The following is a 25,241-nucleotide window of genomic DNA, read 5'->3' as shown; positions in this document are numbered from 1 at the left end:
CTATTTATTATTATTTTTAGTAGATTTGCTTTTAGCAGCTTTCTCATTAGTACTAGCATGGACATTCACATCATCAGCAGCTTCTTTTGGCAAATACTTATCCAGCGCTGCTTGACGATGGTCATCATCTGCCAATGGGAAGCCTAGTTTTGCGCGGGATTCAACATAACCGAAGGCAACTTTACGCGATAAGGTACGTACGCGCAGAATAAAACGCTGACGCTCAGTGACAGAAATCGCACCGCGCGCATCGAGTAAGTTGAAAGCGTGTGAGGCTTTTAGCACCATCTCATACGCAGGTAATGGCAATCCAGCATCGACCAATTTATCCGCTTGCTGCTCATAAAAATCAAACAGCTCGCCCATCTTCGGCACATCGGCATGCTCAAAGTTATAGGTTGATTGCTCAACTTCGTTTTGATGGAAAACGTCACCATAGGTCACACGACCGAACTCGCCATCCGCCCATACCAAATCATAAACACTATCGACGCCCTGCACATACATAGCCAAGCGCTCAAGACCATAAGTAATCTCGCCAGTGACAGGGAAACATTCAATGCCGCCCACTTGCTGGAAATAAGTAAACTGCGTCACTTCCATACCGTTAAGCCAAACCTCCCAACCAAGTCCCCACGCGCCAAGCGTTGGCGACTCCCAATTGTCTTCAACAAAACGAATATCATGCACCAAAGGGTCAATACCAATGGCTTTTAGCGAACCCAAATAAAGCTCTTGAATATTAGGCGGATTAGGCTTAAGCATTACTTGAAACTGATAGTAATGCTGCAAGCGATTGGGGTTGTTACCGTAGCGACCATCGGTTGGACGACGTGACGGCTGCACATAGGCGGCATTCCAGCGCTCAGGACCTAGTGCGCGCAAAAAGGTCGCAGTATGAAACGTACCCGCGCCCACTTCCATATCATAAGGTTGCAATATCACGCAGCCCTTATCCGCCCAGTAATTTTGTAAGGTTAAAATCAAATCTTGGAAAGTCATCGCTTGGGAATTCATAGGAAAATCACTGTGAAATGAGGAGTATTTGACGAAAGGAAAACATAATAATCGATTAATCAGGCGCAGCTCATTTGCCTGCAACACGACTGGTCTGCTTACCTTACTAAAAAATGGCTATTTTAGCCATATCTACGCCAATTAAATTTATAGTCAGCTCATGACTTTATTGTCATTAAGCGCAACTATAGCTTAATTAATAATTGAGTACGAACAAGTAACCCTTAACACTATAGTGCAAATAATTAGGCACGAAAAAAATACCCAGATGAGTAAACATCTGGGTAGGAGGAAAGGTTTATTACTGGTATCCTGTTTCGACAGGCTTTTTATTTCTTATAATTAATTTACTCTTACAATTTTTCGATTCACTTACACTTCAGTAGCCTATCGATACGACTCGTTACCTGCTTTTGGCATGACTATCCATAGCACAATATAAATCAGAATACCCGGTACTGCTGCACTCAATGATGAGATAATTACAAATAACAATCGCACCCACAGTGGTGACCAGCCCACATATTCTGCAATGCCACCCATCACACCAGCTATCATGCAATTATTTCTTGAACGATGTAATTTTGCTAATTTAGCCAACGCTCGCACCTCTTATTATTTGTTTTTTATAAATATATTTGTTATTTGCCATGTATTTATTTGGCTTACGTTTAAGTATAGCAACCCTTAGGCTATTCACTGTTGATTATGTGGATGTGCTTTGTGACTTTATGATACATAAACTTGCTTTTAACTGTCAAATAGCTTAGTTAAGCTGCTGATTTTAAATAAGTATTTCAAAATATTTCAAAGTTAGTAGCTTGCTTTGGTAAACCCAAATTAATAGATTATCCTCGAATTATAGTTTGTTCTTTTTTACATACTGTCATCATAGTCCCATTAGCGTTTACAATAACCCACCTGCATCCTTTATTAAACCTTTATACCATAACAGTTTGTTGCTTATTTAGGCAATATTCGACTATCTACACACGAAACACGAATCCCTTTAATTAGTGACACCTATACAATAATGACATATAACAAGGATAATTATGTTTGCTACTGGTTTGATGATCGGTCATTTTGAACCACTCCATTTGGGGCAAATGCGCAGTATATTAGCTGCTGCTGGGCAAGTGCGGACCTTGCATATTGTGATTACTTCGCACCCTCTGCCGCATCCTAATTTTAAGATTACGCTGCAAGATAAGGCGCGCTGGCTACAAATGGCCTGTGCTGACCTGCCTTTTATCCAGATTCATATTCATGATGACATTACATTGCCGCTGCACGAAAGTTTTATTAACGTGTCGATTGATATTGAAATGAGCAATACAAAATTGCAGCGGTTGGTTGAGACATTAAACTTGCCAACAGAGACAGTATTGTTTGTAGCAGCCAATCATCCTTTAGCACAACAATCTGTACGCTCGCAGTTAATAATGGAAGTTATCGCCACCCCATTGCAGCCAGAATTTAACTCTTATGATATTGCCCTTGACCCTATTGCCCATTGGTCAGCAATTCATCCGCAAGCGCGCGGCGATTATACCAAGACTGTGGCTATCGTTGGCGGTGAAAGCTCAGGAAAGACTACCTTGGTGCATAAGTTAGCTAATTATTACGGGGCAAGCTTTGCGCTGGAGATGGGGCGATTATATGTGGCAACCGATTTGGGCGGTACGGAAACGGGTTTGCAATATAGTGATTATGCCCCCATTGCGCTCGATCATGCCGAGGCAATACGAGCTGCTAAAGCCGCAGCTACGGCACCGGTGACGATTATTGATACCGACTTTGTCACCACGCAAGCGTTTTGCGAAGAATATGAAGGACGAACTCATCCGTTTGTAGGCGCGTGTATTGATGAATTTCGTGTAGACCACACCATTATGCTCGATAACAATACACCGTGGGTTGCCGATGGGATGCGCTCATTAGGCGATTCTGATGCGCGCGGACGTTTTGAGCAGCGATTATTAGATATTTTTAATCGTCATGATATCGCGCCTTACTTGATTGACAAACCCGATTACGATGCTCGCTATCAGCAGGCGCTTGCCTTTATCGATCAGCATATCTATGGTAAAAAATAAACGCGATAATAATAAATCGTTATAAGCCAAAAAAATTTATAATAATAATTTTATTATCAGTATCTTAATACATATAGGACTGATAGCACTATTTTCTAGGACAACAAATTTATGCGCATTCAGCTATTGGATAATATTACGGGAAAATGGGCGCTGCAATGGATTGTAATTTGGTTTCTTTGCGGGGTTGCTGCGTTATCAGCAGGATTTTGGTTAACCACTGAACACTCAACCCTAGATATATTTTATTTGGGCGTGTCGTTTATTGGTTTGGTATGCGTGGTATCGCTGTCTTTTCGCAAGAATGTGTTAGGCAATGGTTTTGGTATGGCAGCAACGGCAGGTGAAGTTGTAGTGCAAGGTACTGCCGGTTCAGTCGGCTTAATGCTCGCGCCGCTGTTTAACTTTTTTACCCACGTTTATGGGCTGTTTTATTGGTCAAAGCATACCGACCCTGACGGTGACATGGTGCCCAAATCTGCAAACAAATGGGTATGGATGTTAACCGCTGCTTTTATCGTCATTGGTTTAGCCCTGTTCCCCACCGTTAATAGATTGCTGGCAAGTTATGGGTTTGCCGTGGTTGCAGAAGATGACAGTTTGTTTTTAGGATTTATCTCTTTCTTCTGGATTAACGTCATTGCCTTTGTATTATCAATTACTGCTCAAGCAGCCATGATTTTACGCTACTCCTTTAATTGGTGGCTATGGATTACATCAAACTTCGTTTGGCTCATTGTAAACCTCATGTCTGGTAATTATATTTTTGCGATTCAAACCATGGTCTATCAAATCAACTCATTTATTGGACTTTATGAATGGTATCGCAGTGAGCAAAATGCGTTGAATGCTTAATGAGATTGAACGAAAAATAGCATAATAAAAAAAGGGTCGTTCCAACTGGAACGACCCTTTTTTACTTAATAAGCTAGATAATTATAATTAATAATTATCACTCAATTTAGCTTAGTGTCTGTACACCGCCACCATTCACAAATATCGTCTGGCCACTCACCCACGTTGAAATTGGCGAGGCAAAATACAACATCGCACCGGCAATATCGTCCGCTTCACCCAAACGTTGAATCGGTGTATTCGCCAGCATTTTCTTTTCAATCTCTGGCGTCAGTACGGTTTTTAGCGCATCGGTACGTGTGGCACCAGGACCTACAGCATTAACGCGTACTTCAGGACCAAAATCATGCGCTAAGTTCGCTACCATATGATTAACCGCTGCTTTTGAACCTGCATAACCGCTCATATTCGGATCTTTATTAATACTAGACATCGAGGTCGTAAATACGATAGAACCATAACCTGATTCTTTCATATAAGGTACACATAACTGACACAAGCGCCAACCGCTAAAGACATTTAGCTCAAAGTCACGGCGAATATCATCAACCGATGCTGTAGCTGGGTTTTCACGACCACCACCGCCGCCGCCCGCATTGTTAATCAGAATATTAATAGTGCCAAACTCAGCGACCACTTTCTCGACCATAGCAACCAAGTCATCATCTTTTAAAATATTACATTCTACGGCAAGTGCTTTTACACCAAGCGCCTCAATATCTTTTACTGCTGCTTGTGCATCTTCAAGTTTTAAATCGGCAATGGCAATGTTAGCACCCGCTTCTGCAAAACGTAGCGCCGTGGCTTTACCAATACCATTGGCGCCGCCCGTTACAATGGCAACTTTACCTGACAAATCGAATAGTTCGTTAAAGGACTGATGTTTAAATTCTTGCATAATAATTCCTTAATATAGATGTGCTCAGATGATTTACAGCATTATTAAATAGATACGTATTGGAAAAAGATGACTAACATATACATTAATCTTAAAATTAACCAATTGCTAATACGACCATTTTCAACGTGATTGTAATTGCAACGCTGAGTAGAAATAATTATGCGCGGAATAACCAAGCTAAATGTTCTAAGTTCACACACTTTTTGTAATGATTTTTATTTGACCCGCTATCAAACCATTATAGGCATTGTTATTAGCTGTATATGCTGCTAACAGATTGTTAACTCAAATTTTAGGCATAAAAAAAGCCCCACTTCTTATAATAAGAAGTGAGGCTTTAGTGCTTTTTACAGCCATATTTGGAGCGGGAAAAGAGATTCGAACTCTCGACCCCAACCTTGGCAAGGTTATGCTCTACCACTGAGCTATTCCCGCTTAGTATCTAGCTATAGTGTTATTGCTAACAGCTACGTCTCGATAGGCTGGCTATTCTATCAGATATTCGTTACGTGTCAACAGCTTTCTTGATTTTATTTTATGATTATAAGGTATTTTCATCTATAAGAAGCATCAGGACAATCTATCTCATTGTTTTGATAAATAATTTTATACTTACTTGTTTATAAATAATTTTGAATAAAAAAGCGTTGTTATAGATAAGACCGTAGGGGAATTTAGGCATTGCGATTTTAATGGTTAAATATAGCGATAAATTAAGGTAAGAAAGTATCTTGTTACTTACTGTTACGCATTGCTGACAAGTGACAAGCTCAATTACATTGCCGCGTTATATTGTTACTGTCGTTGCACTAGTTTTCTGTGCTTATGGTTATTATACTGATAGCGATTATAAACACGCTTATTTATTAGTATAGCCATTCAGCGTTATTATAAAAAATTATTTACAAAGTATCATTATAACTCTCTATTATATAATTGCTTTTTGTTGATCAGCTAAGCTTATCTCTAGGCAACTTATTCTATTATCTCTATAAATGTCTACTACCTGCAGTACCTTTGTTCGATTTTATATTTTACAGTGAGGATGTTTTTTATGAAAAAATTATTAACCACGACGATAATGGCTGCATCATTATCGGCATTGACCTTAACTGGTTGCACTAGTACGACCAGCACAGGCGCGGTTGGCGTTGATCGTCAGCAGCTATTGTTAGTGTCAAGTGAGCAAGTATTACAGCTTTCAGCACAAAGTTATAATAAAGCCATTCAAGACGCCCGTTCGAAAGGCGTACTAGACACAAATAAAGCTCAATTAAGTCGATTAAAAGGCATTGCCAATCGGTTGGTGAGCCAAGTGAATGTATATCGTCCGGATGCGGCAAAATGGAATTGGGAAGTGCATACCATTAAGTCTAATGAGTTGAATGCTTTTGTCATGCCAGGTGGTAAGGTAATGTTCTACACGGGTATTATTGATCGTTTGAATTTATCTGATGATGAAATTGCCGCGATTATGGGACATGAGATGGCGCACGCACTGCGTGAACATTCACGCGAGCGTCTGTCACGTGAATACGCGACTCAAACCGGTATTGGCGTTGCCGCTAGCGTCTTTGGTCTATCGCAAGGTCAGGCGCAATTGGCAGGTCTAGCGGGTGACTTAGGTCTGAGCCGTCCACACAGTCGTACGCAAGAAGCAGAAGCCGATCAAATCGGTCTTGAGCTGATGGCACGTGCTGGCTATAACCCGCAAGCTGCGGTCACTTTGTGGCAAAAAATGCAACGTGCCAGCCAAGGCGAGCCACCACAATTCCTAAGCACGCATCCAACGAGCAGCAACCGTATTGCACAGCTACAATCTTTGATGCCAAAAGTGGTGCCACTGTATCAAAAGGCACGCCGTTAAGTCTTATTTATCAGTGACAGCCATGAAAAGCAGAGCGTACTATATAAAATATAGCGCTCTGCTTTTTTTATGTGCCCTATATAAGTATGATGCACCAATATCAGGCTCTGCTATAATCAATAAAATTAATTCGACCATTGTTAGCCATTATTGAGTAAAGGAACGCTATGAGCACCTTATCTGCCCCTACTGCTACTGCCCTGCAGCATTCATTACAGCCACTACAACCCACTCATTTATCTCTGGTTAACGAATCCATGAGTCATGCAGGATATTTTGATGGAAAAGAGAGCCATTTTAAGCTGACGCTTGTTAGTGATGCTTTTATTGGTAAGCGCTTAGTTGCCCGTCATCAATTGGTTTATGACTTGGTCGCTGACTTACTCACTTCGAAAGGTGGCAATGTGCACGCGCTGGCAATTCATGCCTATACGCCAGATGAGTGGCAAGGTCAGAGCCCTAATAGCCCAAATTGCGCCGGTCAAAACGCAGGCTAATTACCCTTATTATTATTCATCCCATAGTTGAGCGTAAACACTGTCAAGGTAAAGGAAATAAGATTTAATGAAACATCTACATATGTTATTGGCGGTATTGGTTATCGCTCTTTTTTTATATCAAAGTTATTTGGTATTAAGCACCAAGGATCGCGCGCCTCGAGCGGTTAAAATCGCCAATCATATTGTATATGCATTGGTATTACTGTCAGGCGCTTGGATGCTTTTACAACTGCTGAATGCGAATGCCCCTGTACAATGGGTCATTGCCAAAATGGTATTATTTGTGGCTGCTATTAGTGCGAGTATGAAAGCCTTTAATCCGCGTTCGACCCCTGTTCAAAATAAAGCCGGTATTTTTATCGCTACAGTTGCTTATATTGGTATCGTTATCTTAGCGTATGTAAAACCTGACAACTTATTTTAACTAGGCTCTAACTTTAAATAGTTATAAGCTTATTTAACATGGCTTCTAGATTTTATTTAAATGGGTCATATATTTATTTTTACTATCTTAAGTTGAGCTAACTCCTTAAAATAGAATGTAATGTTACAAAATACTTTAGCCTTATGGAGTCACTATGAAAACTCTTACTGCAGCGACATTATTGGCGACAGCCGGCATCTTTGTTCTTACTGGTTGTGCATCTACTGGCAATATTACTCCACAATATGTACCACCTAATACTTACCAAAGCTACGATTGCCAAGCACTGAACCAAGAATATATACGCGTCAATCGCTACGTTGATGCCGCGCGTAAAGAACAATCATCTTTATCAACATCAGGCGTTGGCGTTGGCGTGTCGGCTGGACGCTGGGGTATCTCGCCAAACATCAGCTTTGGTGTTGGCAAAAGCAACGATACCAAAGGTCGTGATGCTAAATTATCACGCTTGTATGGCGAGCGTGATGCCATTATCCAGTCAGCACGTATCCAGCGCTGTAGTTTTGCCAATGGTATTAAGATTTATGGCGAGTAATCCTTTATAAGCGCGTAAACAATAAAAAGCCAATACGTGATAAACGTATTGGCTTTTTTAGTTATGATAATACAAAAAATATCAGTTATTTATTAAGCTTTTAAACTTCGTACCCACTGCACAATCTGGTCAGTAGGCAACGCACCTGATTGCCTCGCCACTTCTTTACCATGCCTGAATGCAACCATCGTTGGCAAACTACGTATATTATAAGGCGCAGCGTCTTGCTCATACTTGTCTGTTTGCAATTTCGCAAAAACCACGTGCGGTAACTGACTTGCCGCTGTCTTAAATTGCGGCGCCATCATAAGACATGGCTGACACCAGCTTGCCCAAAAATCCACAATAGTCAGAACATCATTTTTCTGAATGACCTTGTTGACAGTTTGTCCAGTGAGCTCAAGTGGACTACCCGTTAATAAAGGCTTACCACATTTACCACACTTCGGCGTGGCGCTTAGTTTTGCAGCAGGCACACGGTTGGTAGCTTGGCAATGCGGACATATCACATGGCAATCTTGCTCATTCATAATATAACTCCTATTCTGACTTATATATTCTGACGGTATTCATTTTACATAGCTATTATATGAGTGATGCCAATTATCTTCTACAGGTATTCATACCTAGTATCGAATATAGTGGGCAAAAGCGGAATAGTCCAGTTAATAGAGGCACCACACCAATCACACCCCACCAGCTTTGATAATAAACGCCAATACCAATAATAATGATACCAGCGATAATACGAAGCGTTCTTTCAGTACTGCCCACATTAATTTTCATGACTGACTCCTTATAAGTTATAAAAAAACAAAGTTTTTGCAAGCAAACCAGTCATGGCTTATAGCGTAGACTAGCATTATTGTGACGACTATGCGTTTCATACTTACTTAATGCTGGCTATAATTACGATTTACTGACCAAACACATTAATCGGTACTTTTAAATAACGTGTTCCATTGGCTTCAGGCTCAGGAAAATGACCTGCATCAATATTGACTTGTACAGAAGGAATAATTAGGCGCGGCATCTCTAATGTTGCATCACGGCGTTCGCGCATCTGTACAAATTCAGCTTCGTTAATACCCTCTTTAACATGAATATTATTTTGTTTTTGTGCGGCAACGGTTGCCGTTGGACAATGCTTGCGCCCCTCGCTTGGATAGTCATGACATAAATACATTACTGTATCTTCATCCAGTGATAGTAGCTTTTGGATGGATTGATATAACGTCTTGGCATTTCCACCGGGAAAGTCACAGCGCGCAGTGCCAACATCGGGAGCAAATAGCGTATCACCTACGAAAACTACCGCTTTTTCATCATCAGTAGCAATGTAAGCCATATCTGCTGGTGTATGCCCCGGAACGTGCATGGCAGTGATTGTAATACTACCAAGCGCTAAGGTATCGCCTTCATCTGTTAAGATATCAAACTGACTGGCGTCAGTGCGAAAGCTGGTGTCAAAGTTATAAATTTGCTTAAATATCTTTTGTACTTCAGTAATATGGCAGCCCATCACTAACTGTCCGCCTAATGTTTCTTTCAGATGAATGGCCGCTGAAAGATGGTCAGCATGAGCATGAGTCTCGATAATATAAACCAACTCCCAGCCTTGACCCTGAACAAATTCAATCACCTCATCAATACCAGTCGTTGCAGTACGTCCCGACTTCGCATCAAAGTCCAATACAGGATCAATTACAGCGCATAAATTCTGTTGAATATCCGCTAGAATATGAGTATAAGTCTCTGTGTCGTTATGTAAGAAGGAATGAACTTGCATGGCTGCCTCACTATTGTATTTATATATTTATTTTTATCAGTGCTTAATTTTCATGATTAAGCTTTAATTAGTAATATAGCAACGATCAAACACTTTATCAATTTATATAATGTAAATGAATATAACCTGATATAATAAGTCATGTTATTGATAATTCATTACCTTTTATGCACTAAAACTATTTTATAGTTTTAAACATCTCTACAAGACAACGGATTGCAGATCGTCACCGTTAACTTTTACATTGGACACTCAAATGACTATAGCCAATCAATCTAAAATAATTACATCTGCTAATACTGTCTCCTATCAGGAGCATCATATGAATACATTTTCCCAAGAAATTGGTAGTACTGAAGTTGCTATGTCTGACCTTACTCCCAGTCAAGTTCCTAATGACCTTGCCGCACAAATGAAGCAAGCCTCTATGCAGGCCAGCCAGCTGTTAAAATCGCTTTCACACCCTGATCGATTATTATTACTTTGTCAGCTGACTCAAGGCGAATATTGCGTCAGTGAGCTTGAAAACTTAGTCGGTGTCGGACAACCAAGCCTATCGCAGCAGTTGGGCATTCTGCGTAAAGACGAGCTGGTAACTACGCGCCGTGAAGGCAAGCAAATTTATTATAGTATCGCCAGTGACGATGCCTTGGCAGTATTGCAGCTATTGTATGAGCGCTTTTGTGCCAAAACAAAATAGTAATGACCAGTTATAGTGAATGAGAGGTTTTTTAACATAATGATAAAACGTAACGACAACTTAATATGATGATAATTTAATATGCCTACTATCGCTGCTCGACTAATTCCCAATTGGCTGCGTCACTATCAGCTAAAAATGCTACCTACTGATGTGGTGGCTGGACTGGTCGTGGGCGTGTTGGTGATTCCTCAAAGCTTAGGTTATGCGGTATTAGCGGGATTGCCACCAGTTTATGGCTTATATGCAGCAATTGTACCGGTGCTGATTTATGCGTGGATTGGGTCAAGCAATGTACAAGCGGTGGGACCTGCGGCAGTGACGGCAATTATGACGGCAAGCGCGCTGCATCCTTATGCTAATCAAGGGGTTGAGCAATATGTACTGATGGCGGGGCTGCTAGCAATAATGGTTGGCGCATTACTATGGGTTGCTGGACAGTTAAAGCTTGGCTGGATTATGCAATTTATCAGTCGTGGGGTTTCGGCAGGTTTTGTCAGTGGTGCCGCAGTGCTTATTTTTATCAGTCAGCTAAAGTATCTGACCGGTATTCCGATAGCGGGTAATGGCTTAATCGGTTATTTATCGAGTATGGTCATGTATGCGCGCGAGCTGCATCCACTAACCTTAGTTATCGGTGTTGTTACCTTTGCGCTTATGGTGATGAACCGCTACGGGAAGCGCTGGTTTTGGCAATCTTGGTTATCACCTTCGTATGCTAAATGGGCGGAGCGTCTATTTCCTTTATTACTGTTGGGTATTGCCATTATTTTGAGTGCGTTGTTGCACTGGTCAGCGCATGGCGTAGCAACAATTGGCAGCATTCCACAAGGATTGCCAACGTTCACCGTACCCTATGTGCCAGACTTTCGTGAAGCGCTGAATTTATTACCTACAGCTGGTTTAATGGCATTAATTGCCTTTGTGTCAAGCAGTTCAGTCGCAAGTACCTATGCGCGGCTGCGTGGTGAAAGCTTTGATGCCAATCGCGAGCTAAAAGGATTAGGACTGGCAAATCTGGCTGGCGGTCTTTTTCAAAGCTTTCCCATTGCCGGTGGTTTTTCACGTACTGCTATTAACGTGGATTCTGGAGCAAAAACGCCACTTGCCAGCATCGTCACAGTGCTAATCATGATTATCGCCTTGATTGCTTTTGGCGATGTCCTTGCCCCGCTACCCTTTGCTATTTTGGGCGCGACCATTATGGCAGCCATCATTGGTCTGATTGATGTGGCAACATTAAAATCAGCTTGGCAACGTGATCGCTTGGATGCCGCCAGTTTCTTAGCCGCCTTCATTGGAGTATTGGTATTCGGTTTAAATACCGGACTGGTTATTGGCTTAATGGTGTCCTTTGCCAGCTTAATTTGGCAATCGAGCCAGCCGCATGTCGCTATTGTTGGGCAACTTGCCGGTACCAGCCACTTTCGCAATATCAATCGTCACGATGTGGTCACTTATCATAACTTATTGATGCTGCGTATTGATGAGAGCTTGTTTTTTGGTAATAGTGAATCGGTGCATCGACGCGTAATTGATGCCACGAAGCAATATCCAGACGCACGCGAGATTATCTTTATCATGGCAGCGGTGAATCATATTGATTTGACCGCACAAGAGATGCTCATAAGCTTAAATAAAGAGCTGCTGGCACAACAAAAAAGGCTGCACTTTAGCTTTATTAAAGGACCTATCATGGATGTTATCGGTGACACGCCACTGATTACTGAGCTGAGCGGAGCGGTTTATTTAAGCAATATGGATGCGGTTAATGCCTTAAAAGACGGCTAAGTTTTTCAATTGTTTTTCAGCACTTAGCTTGTCGTACTGATAGTACATAACTGATATGGTGATAATCATAGTCTAATATAGCTATCACGATACGGACATATCTATTGCCGTCTGCCACAAAATACCGTTATGATAGGACGTTGTTGTGCTAATGATGGGTATATATACAGCATTTTGAACCTAGCTGTATGATTCCTGCCTCCATCGACACAACTTATCCTTTGCTGCTTTTTCACGAAAAAATAGACGTTATTTATGACTGATACTCTCACGATTTATAAACAAATTCATCCTACCCAGTGCGCTAAAATTGCAGAACTCGGCTACCGCTCAGTGATTAATGTGCGCCCTGATGATGAGCATATCTCTCAGCCACGCAGTACTGATTTGGCAGTGGCTACCAAAGCAGCAAACCTAACTTATCATCATTTACCGTTCGATGATGAGCGCTTAAGTATGGTAACCGTTGAGCAATTCGCCGCGTTTTATCATGCTATCCCCAAACCAATACTCATGTTTTGTGGTACGGGTGCGCGGGCAAAATTGCTGTATCAAAGCGCGTTGATGCAAGGCTTGCTATAAATCAGATTAACCATAAATTGATTTTAAAATCATTTAAATCATTCTAATAAAGGAAACTTCATGAGCCACGACATTAGCATTACCGGACAAATTACCCCTGAACAAATTCCACAGATTGCTGAACAAGGCTTTAAGACCATTATCAATAATCGTCCAGATGGTGAAGAGCCCAATCAGCCGACCAGTGCTGAGCTTGCTGCGGCAGCGGAACAAGCAGGATTGGCATATAAAGAAGTATCCTTTGCTGGTAATGAGCTGAATCAAAATCACGTCGAAGAGTTTGCTGACTTTTTTAATCAAGCAGAGCAGCCAGTATTGATTTTCTGCCGTACGGGCAATCGCTCAACCGGTATTTATGAAGCGGCGAAACGTATGGATTTGTTGGATGACTAATAAAGTTTTTTACTTAGCAAAAAACTGATGAATGCACAAATTAAAAAATGCCTGTCCAAAATTTGGATGGGCATTTTTTAAAATTACAATTTCGTTAATAAAAAAATCAGTGTATGTGACATAAGTATTAGCAACCTATTCTTCTGCATTAACTAATTAAACTATATTCACCATAAACTAATTTTACAGCATAGTAAGAATATGATAACCTCAGCACATAAAGGATGAAGCAGATAATTTAAGTTTGTGTTTGAACTGAAGCACTTTTAGTGTTGCTGACTAGACAGCTAGTTCAGTTAAATCAATATCATCATCGGGCGATACAGTCAAGCGATAGATAAGATATATGATTGGTAATATGATTGATGAGAGCATAGAAATATGAGTCCTTAAGTTGATTATTATTATTATATTAATTTCCAAAAAACAAAAGGGGTGTTACTTCCAATAGTAACGGCTAGCACAACTTTTATTATCCGCTATATGCGCAAAATGCTAGCCCCGTCATCCTTTATTCTTACCCTTTCAACTAGATTTTAATAATATGCCACTTGAAGTTAAAGAAGAATTAAACGATTGGTATAAGATTAAAAGATATCCACATATTGGCCTTCCTTCTAATAATCATAGCATGACTATTTCCTATATTAAAAATCAGGAAAAGATAGCTGTGCATAGTTTTACACCATTTATTCACAAAGTGATTTCTACAAGACGGTATAGAAAAGAATATGATTCTGATGGAAAAGTAAAAGATAATGGAAAACGAGTCAATAAAGGGGCAAAAAATCGAAGTATTCATTACGCTAATAACTTAGACTCTAATATTTACTCTTATTATTCCTATTTGTTACATGAAAAGTATGAGATTATTTTAGAGGAAAAAGGCTTAAATAACGTTGTTACTGCTTATAGAAAAACTCCAACAGATGTAAAGCAAAAGAACCTAACTAAAAAAAATAACATACATTTTGCAGATGAAGTCTTTAATTACATTAAAACTCATGCAATTAATAATGAACTTGTCGCCATTACTTTTGATATTGAAAACTTCTTTCCTAGCCTCGACCATAACATTTTGAAAAACAGATGGTGCGAAGTAATTGGAGAAAGAATACTACCCAAAGACCACTATAATGTATTTAGGAATATCACAAAATTCTCTTACGTTGAAGAACAACACCTTTTTAACTTGTTTAAGAACAAAATCTTAGTAAGAAAAAATGATGGTAAGACTGTATTTAAGCCAGTGAAACGTATTGACCATTTATATAATAAGAATGCTATTGGCTATTGCTCAATGAAAGATATACATACTATTCGGAAAAGAGGGTTGATTCGTTCAAATAAGCATACTGCACCAAAAAATGATCCCAAAAGTGATATTAGAGTTTCTGGTATTTGCCAAGGCTCTGCTATTAGTGCAACTCTAGCCAATATATATATGTTGGGATTTGATGAACTAATCCATAGAGAGGTATCTAACATAAATGGTATCTATCGGCGCTATTCTGATGACATGGTTGTTGTATGTCCGATAGAATACAAAGCAGACATTATTGAGCTATTCGAAGAGAAAGTTGAAGATATAAAACTGACAATTCATAAAGATAAAACACAGGTTTTTCACTTCAACTATATCAACGATAGGTTGATTTGTGAGCAAGAGTTTAATGGGGTACTAACTCAATATAGTATCAATAGAAACTTCGAATATCTCGGTTTTAGCTTTGACGGTGAGAATGTTTACCTAAAAACAAGCTCTTTAGCTAAATACTATCGAAAAATGAAGAAAGGCGTTCACAGAAGTGAATTCTATAGTAGTACTATTAATAATAGTACAAAAGGAGAGATGTTCAAAAGAAGGCTTTATAAAAGATACTCTTATATTGGTTCAACACGCTGTATAAAATACAAACGAATTCAAGGCACTACAAATCAATGGCAGCCTGACAAACATGCAATCAATTGGGGAAACTACATTACTTATGCTAAAAATGCCCATAAGATAATGTCGGACTACAGTAAAATTGATTCTCAAATTAAAAACCATTGGAAAAATTTGAATCAAGAGATTAATCGTTCTAAACCATAAAAGCAAAATAATAAATTTAAGATTTTTTATCTTAGCTCATTAAATTTTCCGAACTTATATTACAAAAGCCACCTCAATAATGAAGTGGCTTTTTATCTACATCTTAAGATATATTCAGCTCAAAATTACTGCATCACCAAATATTCAAACGCTGACAATGCCGCTTTACTGCCCTCACCCATGGCAATATTAATTTGCTTAAACGGTACGGTGGTCACATCACCACAAGCAAAGATACCTTTTCTCTCTGTGCGGCAACGCTCATCAATCTCAATCTCGCCAAAGCGATTTAAATCAATAAAGCCTTTAACGAACTCGGTATTAGGCACTAAGCCAATTTGTACAAAGATTGCCGCCAAGTCCAACTCTTTTATATCACCTGAGCTGCGCTCTTCATAGACAATAGAGGTCACTTTACCATCCGTCGCTTTAATCTCTTTGGTTGCCGCGCCCGTGATAATTTCGATATTGGCTTTTTCTTTTGCCTTATTAATCAGTACTTGGTCAGCTTTTAGAGTGTCTGCAAACTCAAATACCGTCACGTGCTTCACGATACCTGCCAAATCAAGCGCAGCTTCAATACCTGAGTTACCACCGCCAATCACTGATACGTCTTTGCCTTTAAAGAACGGACCATCGCAATGTGGGCAATACGCCACGCCTTTACCGATATTTTCTTCCTCGCCCGGGACGTTCAGCTTACGCCACTGCGCCCCAGTCGCTAGTATAATGCTGCGCGTGGTAAACGTCTCGCCCGTATTTAGCTGGATGCGATAGTTCTCATCTGCCGTCTCGGTAATCTCTTTCACGCTGACACTCTGTTTTAGCGTGATGTCGTATTCCTGCAAGTGCGTGACAAAATTATTCGATAGCGTCGTGCCTGTGGTTAACGGAATCGAGATAAGATTCTCGATATCTTGCGTGTCTTTCACCTGACCGCCGATACGATCCGCCACCATGGTCACTTTTAAGCCTTTACGCGCGGTGTAAATCGCAGCAGCAACCCCAGCAGGACCAGCACCAATAATCGTCACGTCTTGCTGCTCTAACTGCTCTGCTTCATCAGCGCTACCCTCGCTTAATAAGTCTGAGAACTGTTCTTGCAACTTATCAATCAATTTACCCGTATCGATTAGACCATTGGCAAAAGGTTTACCGTTTAAAAATACGGCGGGTACGCCTTGGATATTATTGGCATCGACTAGCTCTTGAAATAATGCACCATCAATCATCTCATTGCTAATACCGTCATTTAATAATGCAAACTGATTAAGCGCTTGCACCACATCTGGGCAGCTATGGCAAGACAGTGATACAAAGGTTTGAAACTGTAGCGGCTTATTAATACGTTTGATAAGCTTTTGAATACCTTCATCTAACTTTAGCGTATGACCACCTGCCTGCAAAATCGCTAGGATAAGTGAAGTAAACTCATGCCCACCTGGGATACCACTAAACACAATGCCCGTATCCGTTAGCGCATCATCAATGTGACTACGAACGGCAAAGCTGATTGGACTTGGCAAACTACTATCAATAAACGCATCATCTTGGACATTAAATTGAATTTTTTCCGTCGTGCCCGCAATTTTAGTCAAGAAATCAATCAACTCAGCACGTTTAGCATGTTCGCCACTGCCCAATACAAAACTAATCGGACGGGTCATGTTTGCGCTATAACTTTTAACAGCATCTAATAAGCTTTGGTCTATCATAAGTGTTCCTCATTATTATTAAATATGTAACGCAGATTTAATAAAGGTATTGATAAGATTAGTAATTTTAGCGGCAGTTATCGTTGCCTGCCTTACTGCAATGGGTCTATTATCAGGGCTTAACAGGATTTCGGCAAGCACAGATATTTAAAGCCTATGTTTTATAAAACAAATCAATATCCCTTTAAAATATCATTATATCAATATACAGCCAATTAGTAATAAGCATTGTTTAGGATAGATATAGCGCAAGTCATTTTATTTCGCTACACTCGATAGAGGTTAGTGAGTATTATTAGCTTATATTAATAAACTCATTTACCTCATTAAAAAGCAGTACCTGTTGTAATCATTAAGATTAAATAGCCATTACCATTAAATAGCCAAAACCCTTTTTTCAAGTATGAGGGTTAGTAAGGTGGCAAACTGCTCCTTACACCCTTTGCGTCTAATTACCCTTTTTTTAATTACAAGGATGATCACATGAGAAAGACTGAGACCTGGCAAGACAACCGCGAAGCAATCGCTGAACTTAAGCTAAAAGACAGCCACTTCGCGACTATTTTTGATGAGCATACGCAGCTGGATCAACAAATCAATCAGCTTGAAAAAGATGTGGTGCTGCATGCGAGTAGAGAAGAAGAGATCGAACAAATGAAAAGGCGAAAACTGCATCTTAAAGATGAAATTTATAGGGCGCTAGAAAATAATAATTTAAAAACCAGTGCCTAACGATAAGCATTAGTGGCAATTATAATAATAATTATAAACGCGTTATGAATATTGATATCTATTGATAATACGCCAATAAAAAGACCCCACAAGCCAGTGCTGGTGGGGTCTTTTTTAACAATTACTTTTACAATCATTTTTCAGTCTTATAACCGTTAATACAATGGTCATAACTTAAATAGTAACTGCTTAGATTTTACCAACCAAATCAAGACTTGGTTTTAGCGTTGCTTGACCAGCTTCCCATGCTGCTGGGCACACTTCACCGTCATTCTCACGCACGTATTGTGCCGCTTTTACTTTACGCAGCATGTCTTTTGCGCTACGACCAATGCCGCCTGCATGAATTTCAGCCACTTGGATAAAGCCATCTGGATCAACTAAGAACGTGCCGCGCTCAGCCAAGCCTGCTTCTTCAATCATTACGTTAAAGCCGCGAGTGATTTTACCAGTAGGATCGCCAATCATTGGGTATTGTACTTTACCAATGGCGTCTGAAGAGTCATGCCATGCTTTATGGGTGAAATGAGTATCTGTTGATACTGAGTATACTTCTACGCCCAAACCTTGTAGCTCGTCATAATGAGCCGCCATGTCTTCAAGTTCAGTTGGGCAAACAAAGGTAAAATCAGCTGGGTAAAATAGGAAAATCGCCCAGTTGCCTTTCACGTCGTCTGAAGTGATGGTTTTGAACTCACCGTTAACGAAAGCTTGTGCTGAAAATTCTGGAATTTCTTGATTGATAATAGACGCCATGAGTGGCTCCTTTATTGTTGGTTAATGATATTAATTTATTTAGTCATTCGAACCGTTTATATTAAAGTCAACTGACTAAACAACTTACTTGACAAACTATACGTGAATTTTAGGGTTAATCCAGTTAAAAGTTTTTAATATGATGTTTTGTTTTATCAAACTTGTTAAACTATTCTAACCAGTATTTCTCATCATACAACGAGACTGACTGTTTATATTAGCCAAATATAAATCACTTTTAAAGGGTTATTCACTCCCGATAAGCCTGTTAAAACCTTAATAAAAAAGAGCCCTTATGATTACTTTACGTCAACTTGAATTTGCTTTAGCGGTGGCGAAACATCGTCACTTTAAACGAGCCGCAGAAGACTGTAATATCTCACAATCTGCGCTAAGTCTAGGGATTGCAGAGTTAGAAAAACAGCTGGATACGCAGATTTTTGAGCGTAATAATAAGCAGGTACTGATTACCCCGATTGGGCAAGATATCTTAACACGCGCCCAGCGAGTATTTTCTGAGATTAACGACTTGACCACGCGCGCGCACAGTCATCAGATACCGCTTGCTTATCCGATGACCGTCGGCATTATCCCAACGATTGCGCCTTATTTGCTACCGAAAGTATTGCCTGCGCTCAGACAGCATTATCCAGAATTTCGGATGTCGATAGTTGAGCAGCAAACCGAGCGCTTGCTTGAACAAGTACGTTACGGTCATATTGATACGGCGATTATTGCTCTGCCTTATGCGGTAGATGGTCTGCATAGTTTTGAGTTTTGGAGCGAAGATTTTTTTGCTGTTTTCCCACAAGATGATGTGCATGCAACCCTTAAAACCATTAATGCCGATGAGTTGGCAACGGCTAATCTGATGTTGCTTGGTGAAGGGCATTGCTTGACGGATCAGACGTTATCGGTATGTCATTTTGACCGCGAACAAATGAAATCAAGCTTTTCTGATGCAAGTTTAAACACCCTTATTCAGATGGCATTGGCAAATATGGGCACGACATTGGTGCCAGAAATGGCACTCAATCAGTTGCATCTGCAAAACCAAAATGCGGTTGCTATCCCCTTAGCCGAAGCAGGACCACACCGTCATATTGCCTTTGTCACGCGCCTTAATTATGCGCGAGTTGATGATGTTAATCTGCTGGGTAAAGTCTTTAAGCAAGCGCTTACAGAGGCGGCAAATACAGCGGAATAGGGTTTTTAATGCTTTAGTCTTAACTGCTGATTACGACACTTTAACTTATCAATGTGACTTAACACTTTAATCTAACTTGCCAGACTTACCTGCCAGCATATGATGCCAATGGCAATAGTCTGGCATTGCTGTCGCTACGGTTTGCCAAAAGGCTGGGCTATGATTGGCATGATGTAGATGACACAATTCATGGACTATCACGTATTCGGTACACTCAATAGGATAAGCTGGCAGGTGGACAGATAGCCAAATGCGTCGAGCGCGAGTATTACAACTGCCCCATCGCGTCTGCATTTTTTTAATGCGCGTCTCATTGGCATACGCGCCCACGATTGGTTGCCATTTTGCAAACAATTCTGACATCACGATAGATAATTGCCAGCGATAATAAGCTAATTTTTCATGTTGATTGAACGTATTCGATTGTGGCTCGCCCCACAATAAAAAACTGTCTTGAGTGTCTATCTCTTTGCTAATACGCTGGTGACGTTTTAGCACTTGCGGATGATGGATTAATGCCCATGATATGCGCCGCTCAACTGCTTGGGCGAGCTCAGCGTTGCTAATATAAATCGGTACTGAAACTGCCAAATGATAAGGCTTTAGACGAAAATTAATATTCTTAACGCTCTTTTTAGTAATATGTAAGCAGATATTGGCATGAGCGAGTCTCTCCACGATACCTTGTAATAAGGGATGTCTGTATCCTTGAGGCAAACTGGTGTTATCCATATATCACTCAGACCTTTATCATAGCTTTATGGCTGTTTTTCTTAACGGTTATAGCGCTTGTAAATGATTGTCAAATGACATGGTATGAGTTTGGCTATTTTTAATAGTGCGCTTGAATAATGGATTCTTTTTATCATTATTAGACATATTATTAGCAACATCGTCAGTTACATGTAACGTTGTTAACTGCCCTAGACCATCACTAACTATAAATCCTGCTTGCATTTCACTAGCCAATACTGACACGCCAGCACAATCAGAAATACTGTCTGCGCTAATAAGCTCACGCGTCGTTAAGTCAAAAACAGCCGCACAGCCGCCAAATGGTGAAGTGGCACAGAGCAGATTATGCTCATTATCCACCGCCACACTGGCAATATAATGATGAAAACGCTGCCATTGATTGTTTGGCATAAGCAATGGTTTAAGTTCATTCTCACCGCGCTGATGAGTCAGTACTAACGGCACATTGATATGCTTGTCACCTTGGAATTGAATCCCAATTACTACCATACCATCATGATTTACGGCTAAATGACGGACACTCATCTGCTTGTGCTCAGGGGCAACTTGCTCTAATAATGCGCCATTATGGCGATTGAGATAAACCAATGATGGTTGCATGCTGTCTAAGTTTAATTCTTCCCGCGAGGCTTTTTCCGTCTTAATACCACCATTAGCAATAATCAGGGTTTCGCCATCAGGATGCATAATAAGCTCATGTGGACCAATACCATAAGCGTCAAATTCTGCTATTTTTTGATAGCCTTTATTAACTTTATAAACACCGATTGTACCCACTAGATTAACGGTGTCATTTTCAGTGACATACAACAGAGTGCCGTCTAAGCTATAACACGCATGACCATAAAAATGGCGATTAACTTCCGCTTGAATCGCAAACTTTACTTGCCCATTAGCAGTACCTAGTACCCAGAACCATTCGCTTGGACGACGCCCCATCACGACGACATCACGCTTATACGCATTCTTTTTACTGCTGCTATCTTTAGCAATAGGTTGAACGACGATATCATGGACACGTTCTGGCATGGTGGTTTGCCAAACGATTTGTCGATCGGCATCGATACCAACGACGCCAAAGTTACTTTCATCACAGTCGCTTTCATCATAGTTACTGTCATCATCTTTAAGAGGCGCTGATTTTTTTGGCTTCGGCATGGCGGCAATCCCACTTACCCAACAAACAGGACGCGGATGCATGGTTGTGATATGCGCTGTTGTTGTCTTGTGCGTACGGGATTTTTGAGTGGCATCAGTGAAGCGCGGCCCACCTAATGCTACCAGCCCTTCTACGTAGTCTTGTAATCGTGCCTCAGGCTGCGTCATCCTGCGATAGTAATGGTGAACACCAACCAAAGATACCGTGCCCAGCGCCGTCAGCGCAGTGGTAGTAAGTACTTCATAGATAGGAGACTTCGCCATGGTATAAACACCTTTATTCACTTAACACACTGGGCACGGATTTTGTCATTTCCTCGTGGCACTATTTTAATTATTAGCTTATTAGTAATTTAATAATTTAATAGTTTAATCACCATCATTGCTATTAAAGTTTACGCGCATTCCCAGTGTCGGCATTAGCTGGCGCTTAAGTAAACGAGTAATTGCTGTCATCTGATCAAAAAGCTGCTGCTGGGTCGCTTTATCTGCAGTCGCTAAATCCTCCGGCATTTGCGCCAGTAACGTTGTGGTGTCAGCCAGAGCTGTTGCTAATTCATTCCCAACGTTGCTTTCATTATTGCTACCAAGGATTGCAGTCAACACTGGATCAGTCAGGGTTTTATTCAGCATTGCCAATTTAGCGGTGACAATAGCGCGGCTTTGCCCAGCGGTAGCGGCTGGGAGGTGACCTTTGGCTTTGCCCGTCGTCAGACCAAGCGGCTGATCAATGGCAATGGTCTTCATGTTTTCAACCAAAGCAAGTAAAGAGTTAAACCATTGATTCAAACCATCATCGTTACTATCAGCTTTATCAATAGCTAATAACGTCATAGCATTTTGTTGCCAGTTGCTTTCAATCTCTTGTAGTCGGCTACTTAATGCACTACTTGCACTGATCACATAAGCACATTGTGCCGCGTTTAAACTGTCGTTGGCATACAGCGCTTCCTCTAAGCCTGGTACACCTTGGACAATAGCGCTCTCATTTGCCAATTGGGTTGGTGTTAAGTTAGGGTTAGCCGCAATTAGGTCAGCCACCCCACTATGAACCAAACCACGCTCATCGGGATAGTAGTTGATATATAGGTTGCTCATGCTTTCAGTAGCAGGACCAAAGTTAATCATTTCAGCGCCTGCCCATGCTTGCGCTAATAGCAACCACTGATGACGCAACGCTTGTAGGTCAGCACCACTGACGGGCGCTTTTTGGCAATGCTGCTGCGCCAACTTATGTAATATATCGCTTTGTTTTACCGTGTCGGCATAGGCAGGAATGACCATATCTTTCGCCACATGGGTGAGATACGTTTTTTCGCTTTCAGCACTTATTGTCACAGGTGTAATCGGGGCATTTTGTACAGCGCCCTTACTATCGTTGGCTGTTACTGAATTTTTTGCCACTTTTTGACTGTCCGTATCAGTGGCTTTATTATCTTCAGCGGGTTTGGCGCAGCTAATCAAAAGCCCCGCACTAAGTGCTGATAGTGCCATTGCTAAGACATGGTTCTTTTTCATAAGTTTCTCGGTATGATGTCAATATGATTATTAATTAATATGAATGGCTTAATAAAGCGGATAACCGTACTTCAGCCATTTCATGATTTACCTGTTGCTAAGCAATGTGCTCAGCAGTGGCGTTAATCGTTCGCCTATAGCGACTTTAAAAATGCGTTCAGCTCAGCTCGACCTTTTTTATCAAGTTTTAATACCTGCTCGCGCTGCTTAGCCGCTTCCCCACCATGCCACAATACTGCTTCCATTAACGTACGCGCGCGTCCATCGTGTAAAAAGGTAGCTTGTGAATCGACGGTTTGCGCCAGCCCAATGCCCCATAGTGCAGGTGTTCGCCATTCATACGAATTGGCTAAAAACTCAACCTGCGCGTCTTTTGGTGGCAGCTTGCCAGCAATAGTACGATCTGCCAAATCATCACCCATATCGTGAAGCAACAGATCCGTATACGGATAAATCACTTGCCCATGCTGCTCATGATGATCATCATCCGTTTTTGGTAATTGATAGCGTGGCGTATGGCAACTTTGACAGCCCATGTCATAAAAGCGTTTTTTACCTGCCAGCACTTGCTTATCATCAGCATTGCGGCGGTGTGGCACGGCAAGATTACGGGTATAAAACTCTACAAATTTCGCTACCTCATCGCTGACTTCTACCGCAGGTTTACCATCGCCTTGTTCATCCGCACCTGTCGTTGCTTTAAGACACGCAGTTTGCATTGGCATACAGGATTCATGCGGTCGAATACTTGAAGTCAGCCCCATATCTTCGTTAAAGGCACTTTGATTTTGGGTTAACAGCTTGGTTTGTCCGGCTTTCCAGCCAAAGCGCCCTAGCCCAACCTTGCCAGTTTGCGGATCCATAGCTAAGTTAAATTTGCCTCGAATAAGAGTGCCCACATTATCGGCTTTCTTATTATTGACGGCTTGTTTTTTGATATCGGCATCAGGAATTTGATCCAGTAAACCAAGTCCAATCATTGGCAAAGCAATACGCGGTGATACCATCAGCTCATTATCAAATGCACCATATCCAGGATTGGTTAAATGAAAGGTTGGCGCACGTAAATTTTCAACATGACCATCGGCAAAGGTAACAGGCTTATCCGTCCACTGTATTTTAATACGCGCTTCAGCTGGAACACCTTGGATACCGCGATCTTGCAGTTGACCGCCATACATAGGATGGACAACCTTTTCGATAAGTGAGTTTCGTAATTGTTCACGCTGCTCATCAGTAGTTGCTGGCATGGCAAGACGAATCAGTAAACTATCGGCATCGGAATCACTAGTCATCGGTGCATGACCGCGCCCATCTTTGATATGGCACGACTGACAAGCCGCCACATTAAATAATGCGCCGAGTCCATCTCGGCTATCGGTACTAGCAGGCGCAATCACCCACGGCTGCTTAAAAAAAGCATTACCCACAAAAAAGTCACCTTTGCGCGATGCGGTCAAGTTTGATGAAGGCATCGAGTAACTCTCACTACTGATAATACTAATCCCCGTATCCCCACCCTGTTTAATCTCTTGCGGATCAAAGGTTATCAGTTGCTGCATCGGCACGCCCGCAAGCGCTTCAATAGTCTGTGCACGCTCGGTAGATACCAGTTGATTTTGACTATCACTATCCTTTTGCTGACAACCTCCTAAAGATAGAATACAAAACAGACTAACGGCAAAAGAAGATGAAGAGAGATATCGCACTGGAGAGAGAGAGAAAGTAGAACGCTTGGCTGTCATGATGGGCATAAAAAAGTTACCTTTGTTCTAATCAAGGATAGAACCATTAAAATCGCATGTTACAAAGTGAGTCACTTTTAGTCGA

General features: G+C 41.0%; 25 protein-coding genes and 1 tRNA gene. 13 read left to right on the top strand and 13 right to left on the bottom strand.

Annotated elements, in window-relative coordinates; translation table 11 throughout:
• Complete coding sequence (glyQ, locus tag H2245_RS08435; protein WP_404944672.1) at positions 1–1,002, bottom strand: glycine--tRNA ligase subunit alpha; 1,002 nt, start codon at positions 1,000–1,002, stop codon at positions 1–3.
• Between the two features lie 402 nt (positions 1,003–1,404).
• Entirely contained in the window at positions 1,405–1,617 is a 213-nt protein-coding gene (locus H2245_RS08430) for a PspC domain-containing protein (protein WP_182406961.1), read from the bottom strand.
• A 455-nt stretch (positions 1,618–2,072) separates the two neighbouring features.
• Between H2245_RS08430 and nadR the strand changes: the two genes are divergently transcribed.
• Complete coding sequence (nadR, locus tag H2245_RS08425) at positions 2,073–3,116, top strand: multifunctional transcriptional regulator/nicotinamide-nucleotide adenylyltransferase/ribosylnicotinamide kinase NadR (protein ID WP_182406960.1); 1,044 nt, start codon at positions 2,073–2,075, stop codon at positions 3,114–3,116.
• A gap of 111 nt (positions 3,117–3,227) precedes the next feature.
• On the top strand, positions 3,228–3,971 hold the full coding sequence (gene pnuC, locus H2245_RS08420) for a nicotinamide riboside transporter PnuC (RefSeq protein WP_182406959.1): 744 nt from the start codon (positions 3,228–3,230) through the stop codon (positions 3,969–3,971).
• Between the two features lie 106 nt (positions 3,972–4,077).
• On the opposite strand, the gene H2245_RS08415 is transcribed toward pnuC, so the two are convergent.
• Together H2245_RS08415 and H2245_RS08410 are read right to left on the bottom strand one after the other, a co-directional pair.
• The gene (locus H2245_RS08415) at positions 4,078–4,869 is read right to left on the bottom strand and encodes a glucose 1-dehydrogenase (protein ID WP_182406958.1); all 792 of its coding nucleotides are present in this window, start codon (positions 4,867–4,869) and stop codon (positions 4,078–4,080) included.
• Positions 4,870–5,232: 363 nt separating this feature from the next.
• Positions 5,233–5,307, bottom strand: a tRNA-Gly gene (locus H2245_RS08410).
• A gap of 619 nt (positions 5,308–5,926) precedes the next feature.
• Here H2245_RS08410 and H2245_RS08405 point away from each other — a divergent pair.
• The 4 genes from H2245_RS08405 (at position 5,927) to H2245_RS08390 (ending at position 8,219) form a co-directional block, all read left to right on the top strand.
• Entirely contained in the window at positions 5,927–6,739 is an 813-nt protein-coding gene (locus H2245_RS08405) for a M48 family metallopeptidase (RefSeq protein WP_182406957.1), read from the top strand.
• 167 nt (positions 6,740–6,906) lie between these two features.
• Complete coding sequence (locus H2245_RS08400) at positions 6,907–7,236, top strand: BolA family transcriptional regulator (RefSeq protein ID WP_182406956.1); 330 nt, start codon at positions 6,907–6,909, stop codon at positions 7,234–7,236.
• 67 nt (positions 7,237–7,303) lie between these two features.
• The gene (locus H2245_RS08395) at positions 7,304–7,663 is read left to right on the top strand and encodes a SirB2 family protein (protein ID WP_182406955.1); all 360 of its coding nucleotides are present in this window, start codon (positions 7,304–7,306) and stop codon (positions 7,661–7,663) included.
• Between the two features lie 154 nt (positions 7,664–7,817).
• Positions 7,818–8,219: a hypothetical protein gene (locus tag H2245_RS08390; protein WP_182406954.1), complete on the top strand. Its 402-nt coding sequence runs from the start codon at positions 7,818–7,820 to the stop codon at positions 8,217–8,219.
• Between the two features lie 92 nt (positions 8,220–8,311).
• Here H2245_RS08390 and trxC read toward each other — a convergent pair whose 3' ends face one another.
• The 3 genes from trxC to H2245_RS08375 form a co-directional block, all read right to left on the bottom strand.
• The gene (gene trxC, locus H2245_RS08385; protein WP_182406953.1) at positions 8,312–8,749 is read right to left on the bottom strand and encodes a thioredoxin TrxC; all 438 of its coding nucleotides are present in this window, start codon (positions 8,747–8,749) and stop codon (positions 8,312–8,314) included.
• Between the two features lie 73 nt (positions 8,750–8,822).
• Complete coding sequence (locus tag H2245_RS08380) at positions 8,823–9,005, bottom strand: DUF2892 domain-containing protein (protein WP_182406952.1); 183 nt, start codon at positions 9,003–9,005, stop codon at positions 8,823–8,825.
• Between the two features lie 130 nt (positions 9,006–9,135).
• On the bottom strand, positions 9,136–10,008 hold the full coding sequence (locus H2245_RS08375) for an MBL fold metallo-hydrolase (RefSeq protein WP_182406951.1): 873 nt from the start codon (positions 10,006–10,008) through the stop codon (positions 9,136–9,138).
• A 322-nt stretch (positions 10,009–10,330) separates the two neighbouring features.
• On the opposite strand from H2245_RS08375, the gene H2245_RS08370 reads away from it, so the two are divergent.
• The 5 genes from H2245_RS08370 to H2245_RS08350 all read left to right on the top strand — a co-directional run bounded on the left by H2245_RS08370 (position 10,331) and on the right by H2245_RS08350 (position 15,569).
• Positions 10,331–10,708: a helix-turn-helix transcriptional regulator gene (locus tag H2245_RS08370; protein ID WP_259365144.1), complete on the top strand. Its 378-nt coding sequence runs from the start codon at positions 10,331–10,333 to the stop codon at positions 10,706–10,708.
• An 81-nt stretch (positions 10,709–10,789) separates the two neighbouring features.
• Complete coding sequence (locus H2245_RS08365) at positions 10,790–12,499, top strand: SulP family inorganic anion transporter (protein WP_182406950.1); 1,710 nt, start codon at positions 10,790–10,792, stop codon at positions 12,497–12,499.
• A gap of 255 nt (positions 12,500–12,754) precedes the next feature.
• The gene (locus tag H2245_RS08360) at positions 12,755–13,081 is read left to right on the top strand and encodes a beta-lactamase hydrolase domain-containing protein (protein ID WP_182406949.1); all 327 of its coding nucleotides are present in this window, start codon (positions 12,755–12,757) and stop codon (positions 13,079–13,081) included.
• Positions 13,082–13,141: 60 nt separating this feature from the next.
• Positions 13,142–13,474 carry a TIGR01244 family sulfur transferase gene (locus H2245_RS08355; RefSeq protein ID WP_182406948.1) on the top strand — a complete coding sequence of 111 codons (333 nt, stop codon included), beginning with the start codon at positions 13,142–13,144 and terminating at the stop codon, positions 13,472–13,474.
• Between the two features lie 544 nt (positions 13,475–14,018).
• Positions 14,019–15,569 carry a reverse transcriptase domain-containing protein gene (locus tag H2245_RS08350; RefSeq protein WP_182406947.1) on the top strand — a complete coding sequence of 517 codons (1,551 nt, stop codon included), beginning with the start codon at positions 14,019–14,021 and terminating at the stop codon, positions 15,567–15,569.
• 125 nt (positions 15,570–15,694) lie between these two features.
• On the opposite strand, the gene ahpF is transcribed toward H2245_RS08350, so the two are convergent.
• Entirely contained in the window at positions 15,695–17,284 is a 1,590-nt protein-coding gene (gene ahpF, locus H2245_RS08345) for an alkyl hydroperoxide reductase subunit F (protein WP_182406946.1), read from the bottom strand.
• A 483-nt stretch (positions 17,285–17,767) separates the two neighbouring features.
• Between ahpF and H2245_RS08340 the strand changes: the two genes are divergently transcribed.
• The gene (locus tag H2245_RS08340) at positions 17,768–18,016 is read left to right on the top strand and encodes a YdcH family protein (RefSeq protein ID WP_182406945.1); all 249 of its coding nucleotides are present in this window, start codon (positions 17,768–17,770) and stop codon (positions 18,014–18,016) included.
• 189 nt (positions 18,017–18,205) lie between these two features.
• Here H2245_RS08340 and ahpC read toward each other — a convergent pair whose 3' ends face one another.
• Entirely contained in the window at positions 18,206–18,772 is a 567-nt protein-coding gene (ahpC, locus tag H2245_RS08335) for an alkyl hydroperoxide reductase subunit C (protein ID WP_182406944.1), read from the bottom strand.
• Between the two features lie 295 nt (positions 18,773–19,067).
• Here ahpC and H2245_RS08330 point away from each other — a divergent pair, with 295 nt between their 5' ends.
• Positions 19,068–19,979, top strand: coding sequence for a hydrogen peroxide-inducible genes activator (locus tag H2245_RS08330; protein WP_182406943.1), 912 nt, complete (start codon positions 19,068–19,070; stop codon positions 19,977–19,979).
• 66 nt (positions 19,980–20,045) lie between these two features.
• Here H2245_RS08330 and H2245_RS08325 read toward each other — a convergent pair whose 3' ends face one another.
• From H2245_RS08325 to H2245_RS08310, 4 genes are all read right to left on the bottom strand, one after another.
• A complete protein-coding gene (locus H2245_RS08325) occupies positions 20,046–20,711 on the bottom strand; it encodes a M48 family metallopeptidase (RefSeq protein WP_182406942.1) in 666 nt (221 codons plus the stop codon).
• A 48-nt stretch (positions 20,712–20,759) separates the two neighbouring features.
• Entirely contained in the window at positions 20,760–22,157 is a 1,398-nt protein-coding gene (locus H2245_RS08320; protein ID WP_182406941.1) for a DUF1513 domain-containing protein, read from the bottom strand.
• Positions 22,158–22,262: 105 nt separating this feature from the next.
• A complete protein-coding gene (locus H2245_RS08315) occupies positions 22,263–23,411 on the bottom strand; it encodes an imelysin family protein (protein ID WP_182406940.1) in 1,149 nt (382 codons plus the stop codon).
• A gap of 134 nt (positions 23,412–23,545) precedes the next feature.
• Positions 23,546–25,165, bottom strand: a complete 1,620-nt coding sequence (locus tag H2245_RS08310) for a di-heme oxidoredictase family protein (protein ID WP_182406939.1) — start codon at positions 25,163–25,165, stop codon at positions 23,546–23,548.
• Positions 25,166–25,241: the final 76 nt, after the last annotated feature.

This window comes from Psychrobacter sp. GP33, assembly GCF_014119005.1.
Lineage (GTDB): Bacteria > Pseudomonadota > Gammaproteobacteria > Pseudomonadales > Moraxellaceae > Psychrobacter.
Note: the sequence above shows the minus strand (reverse complement) of the source record. Positions and strands in the feature narration are given on the sequence as shown.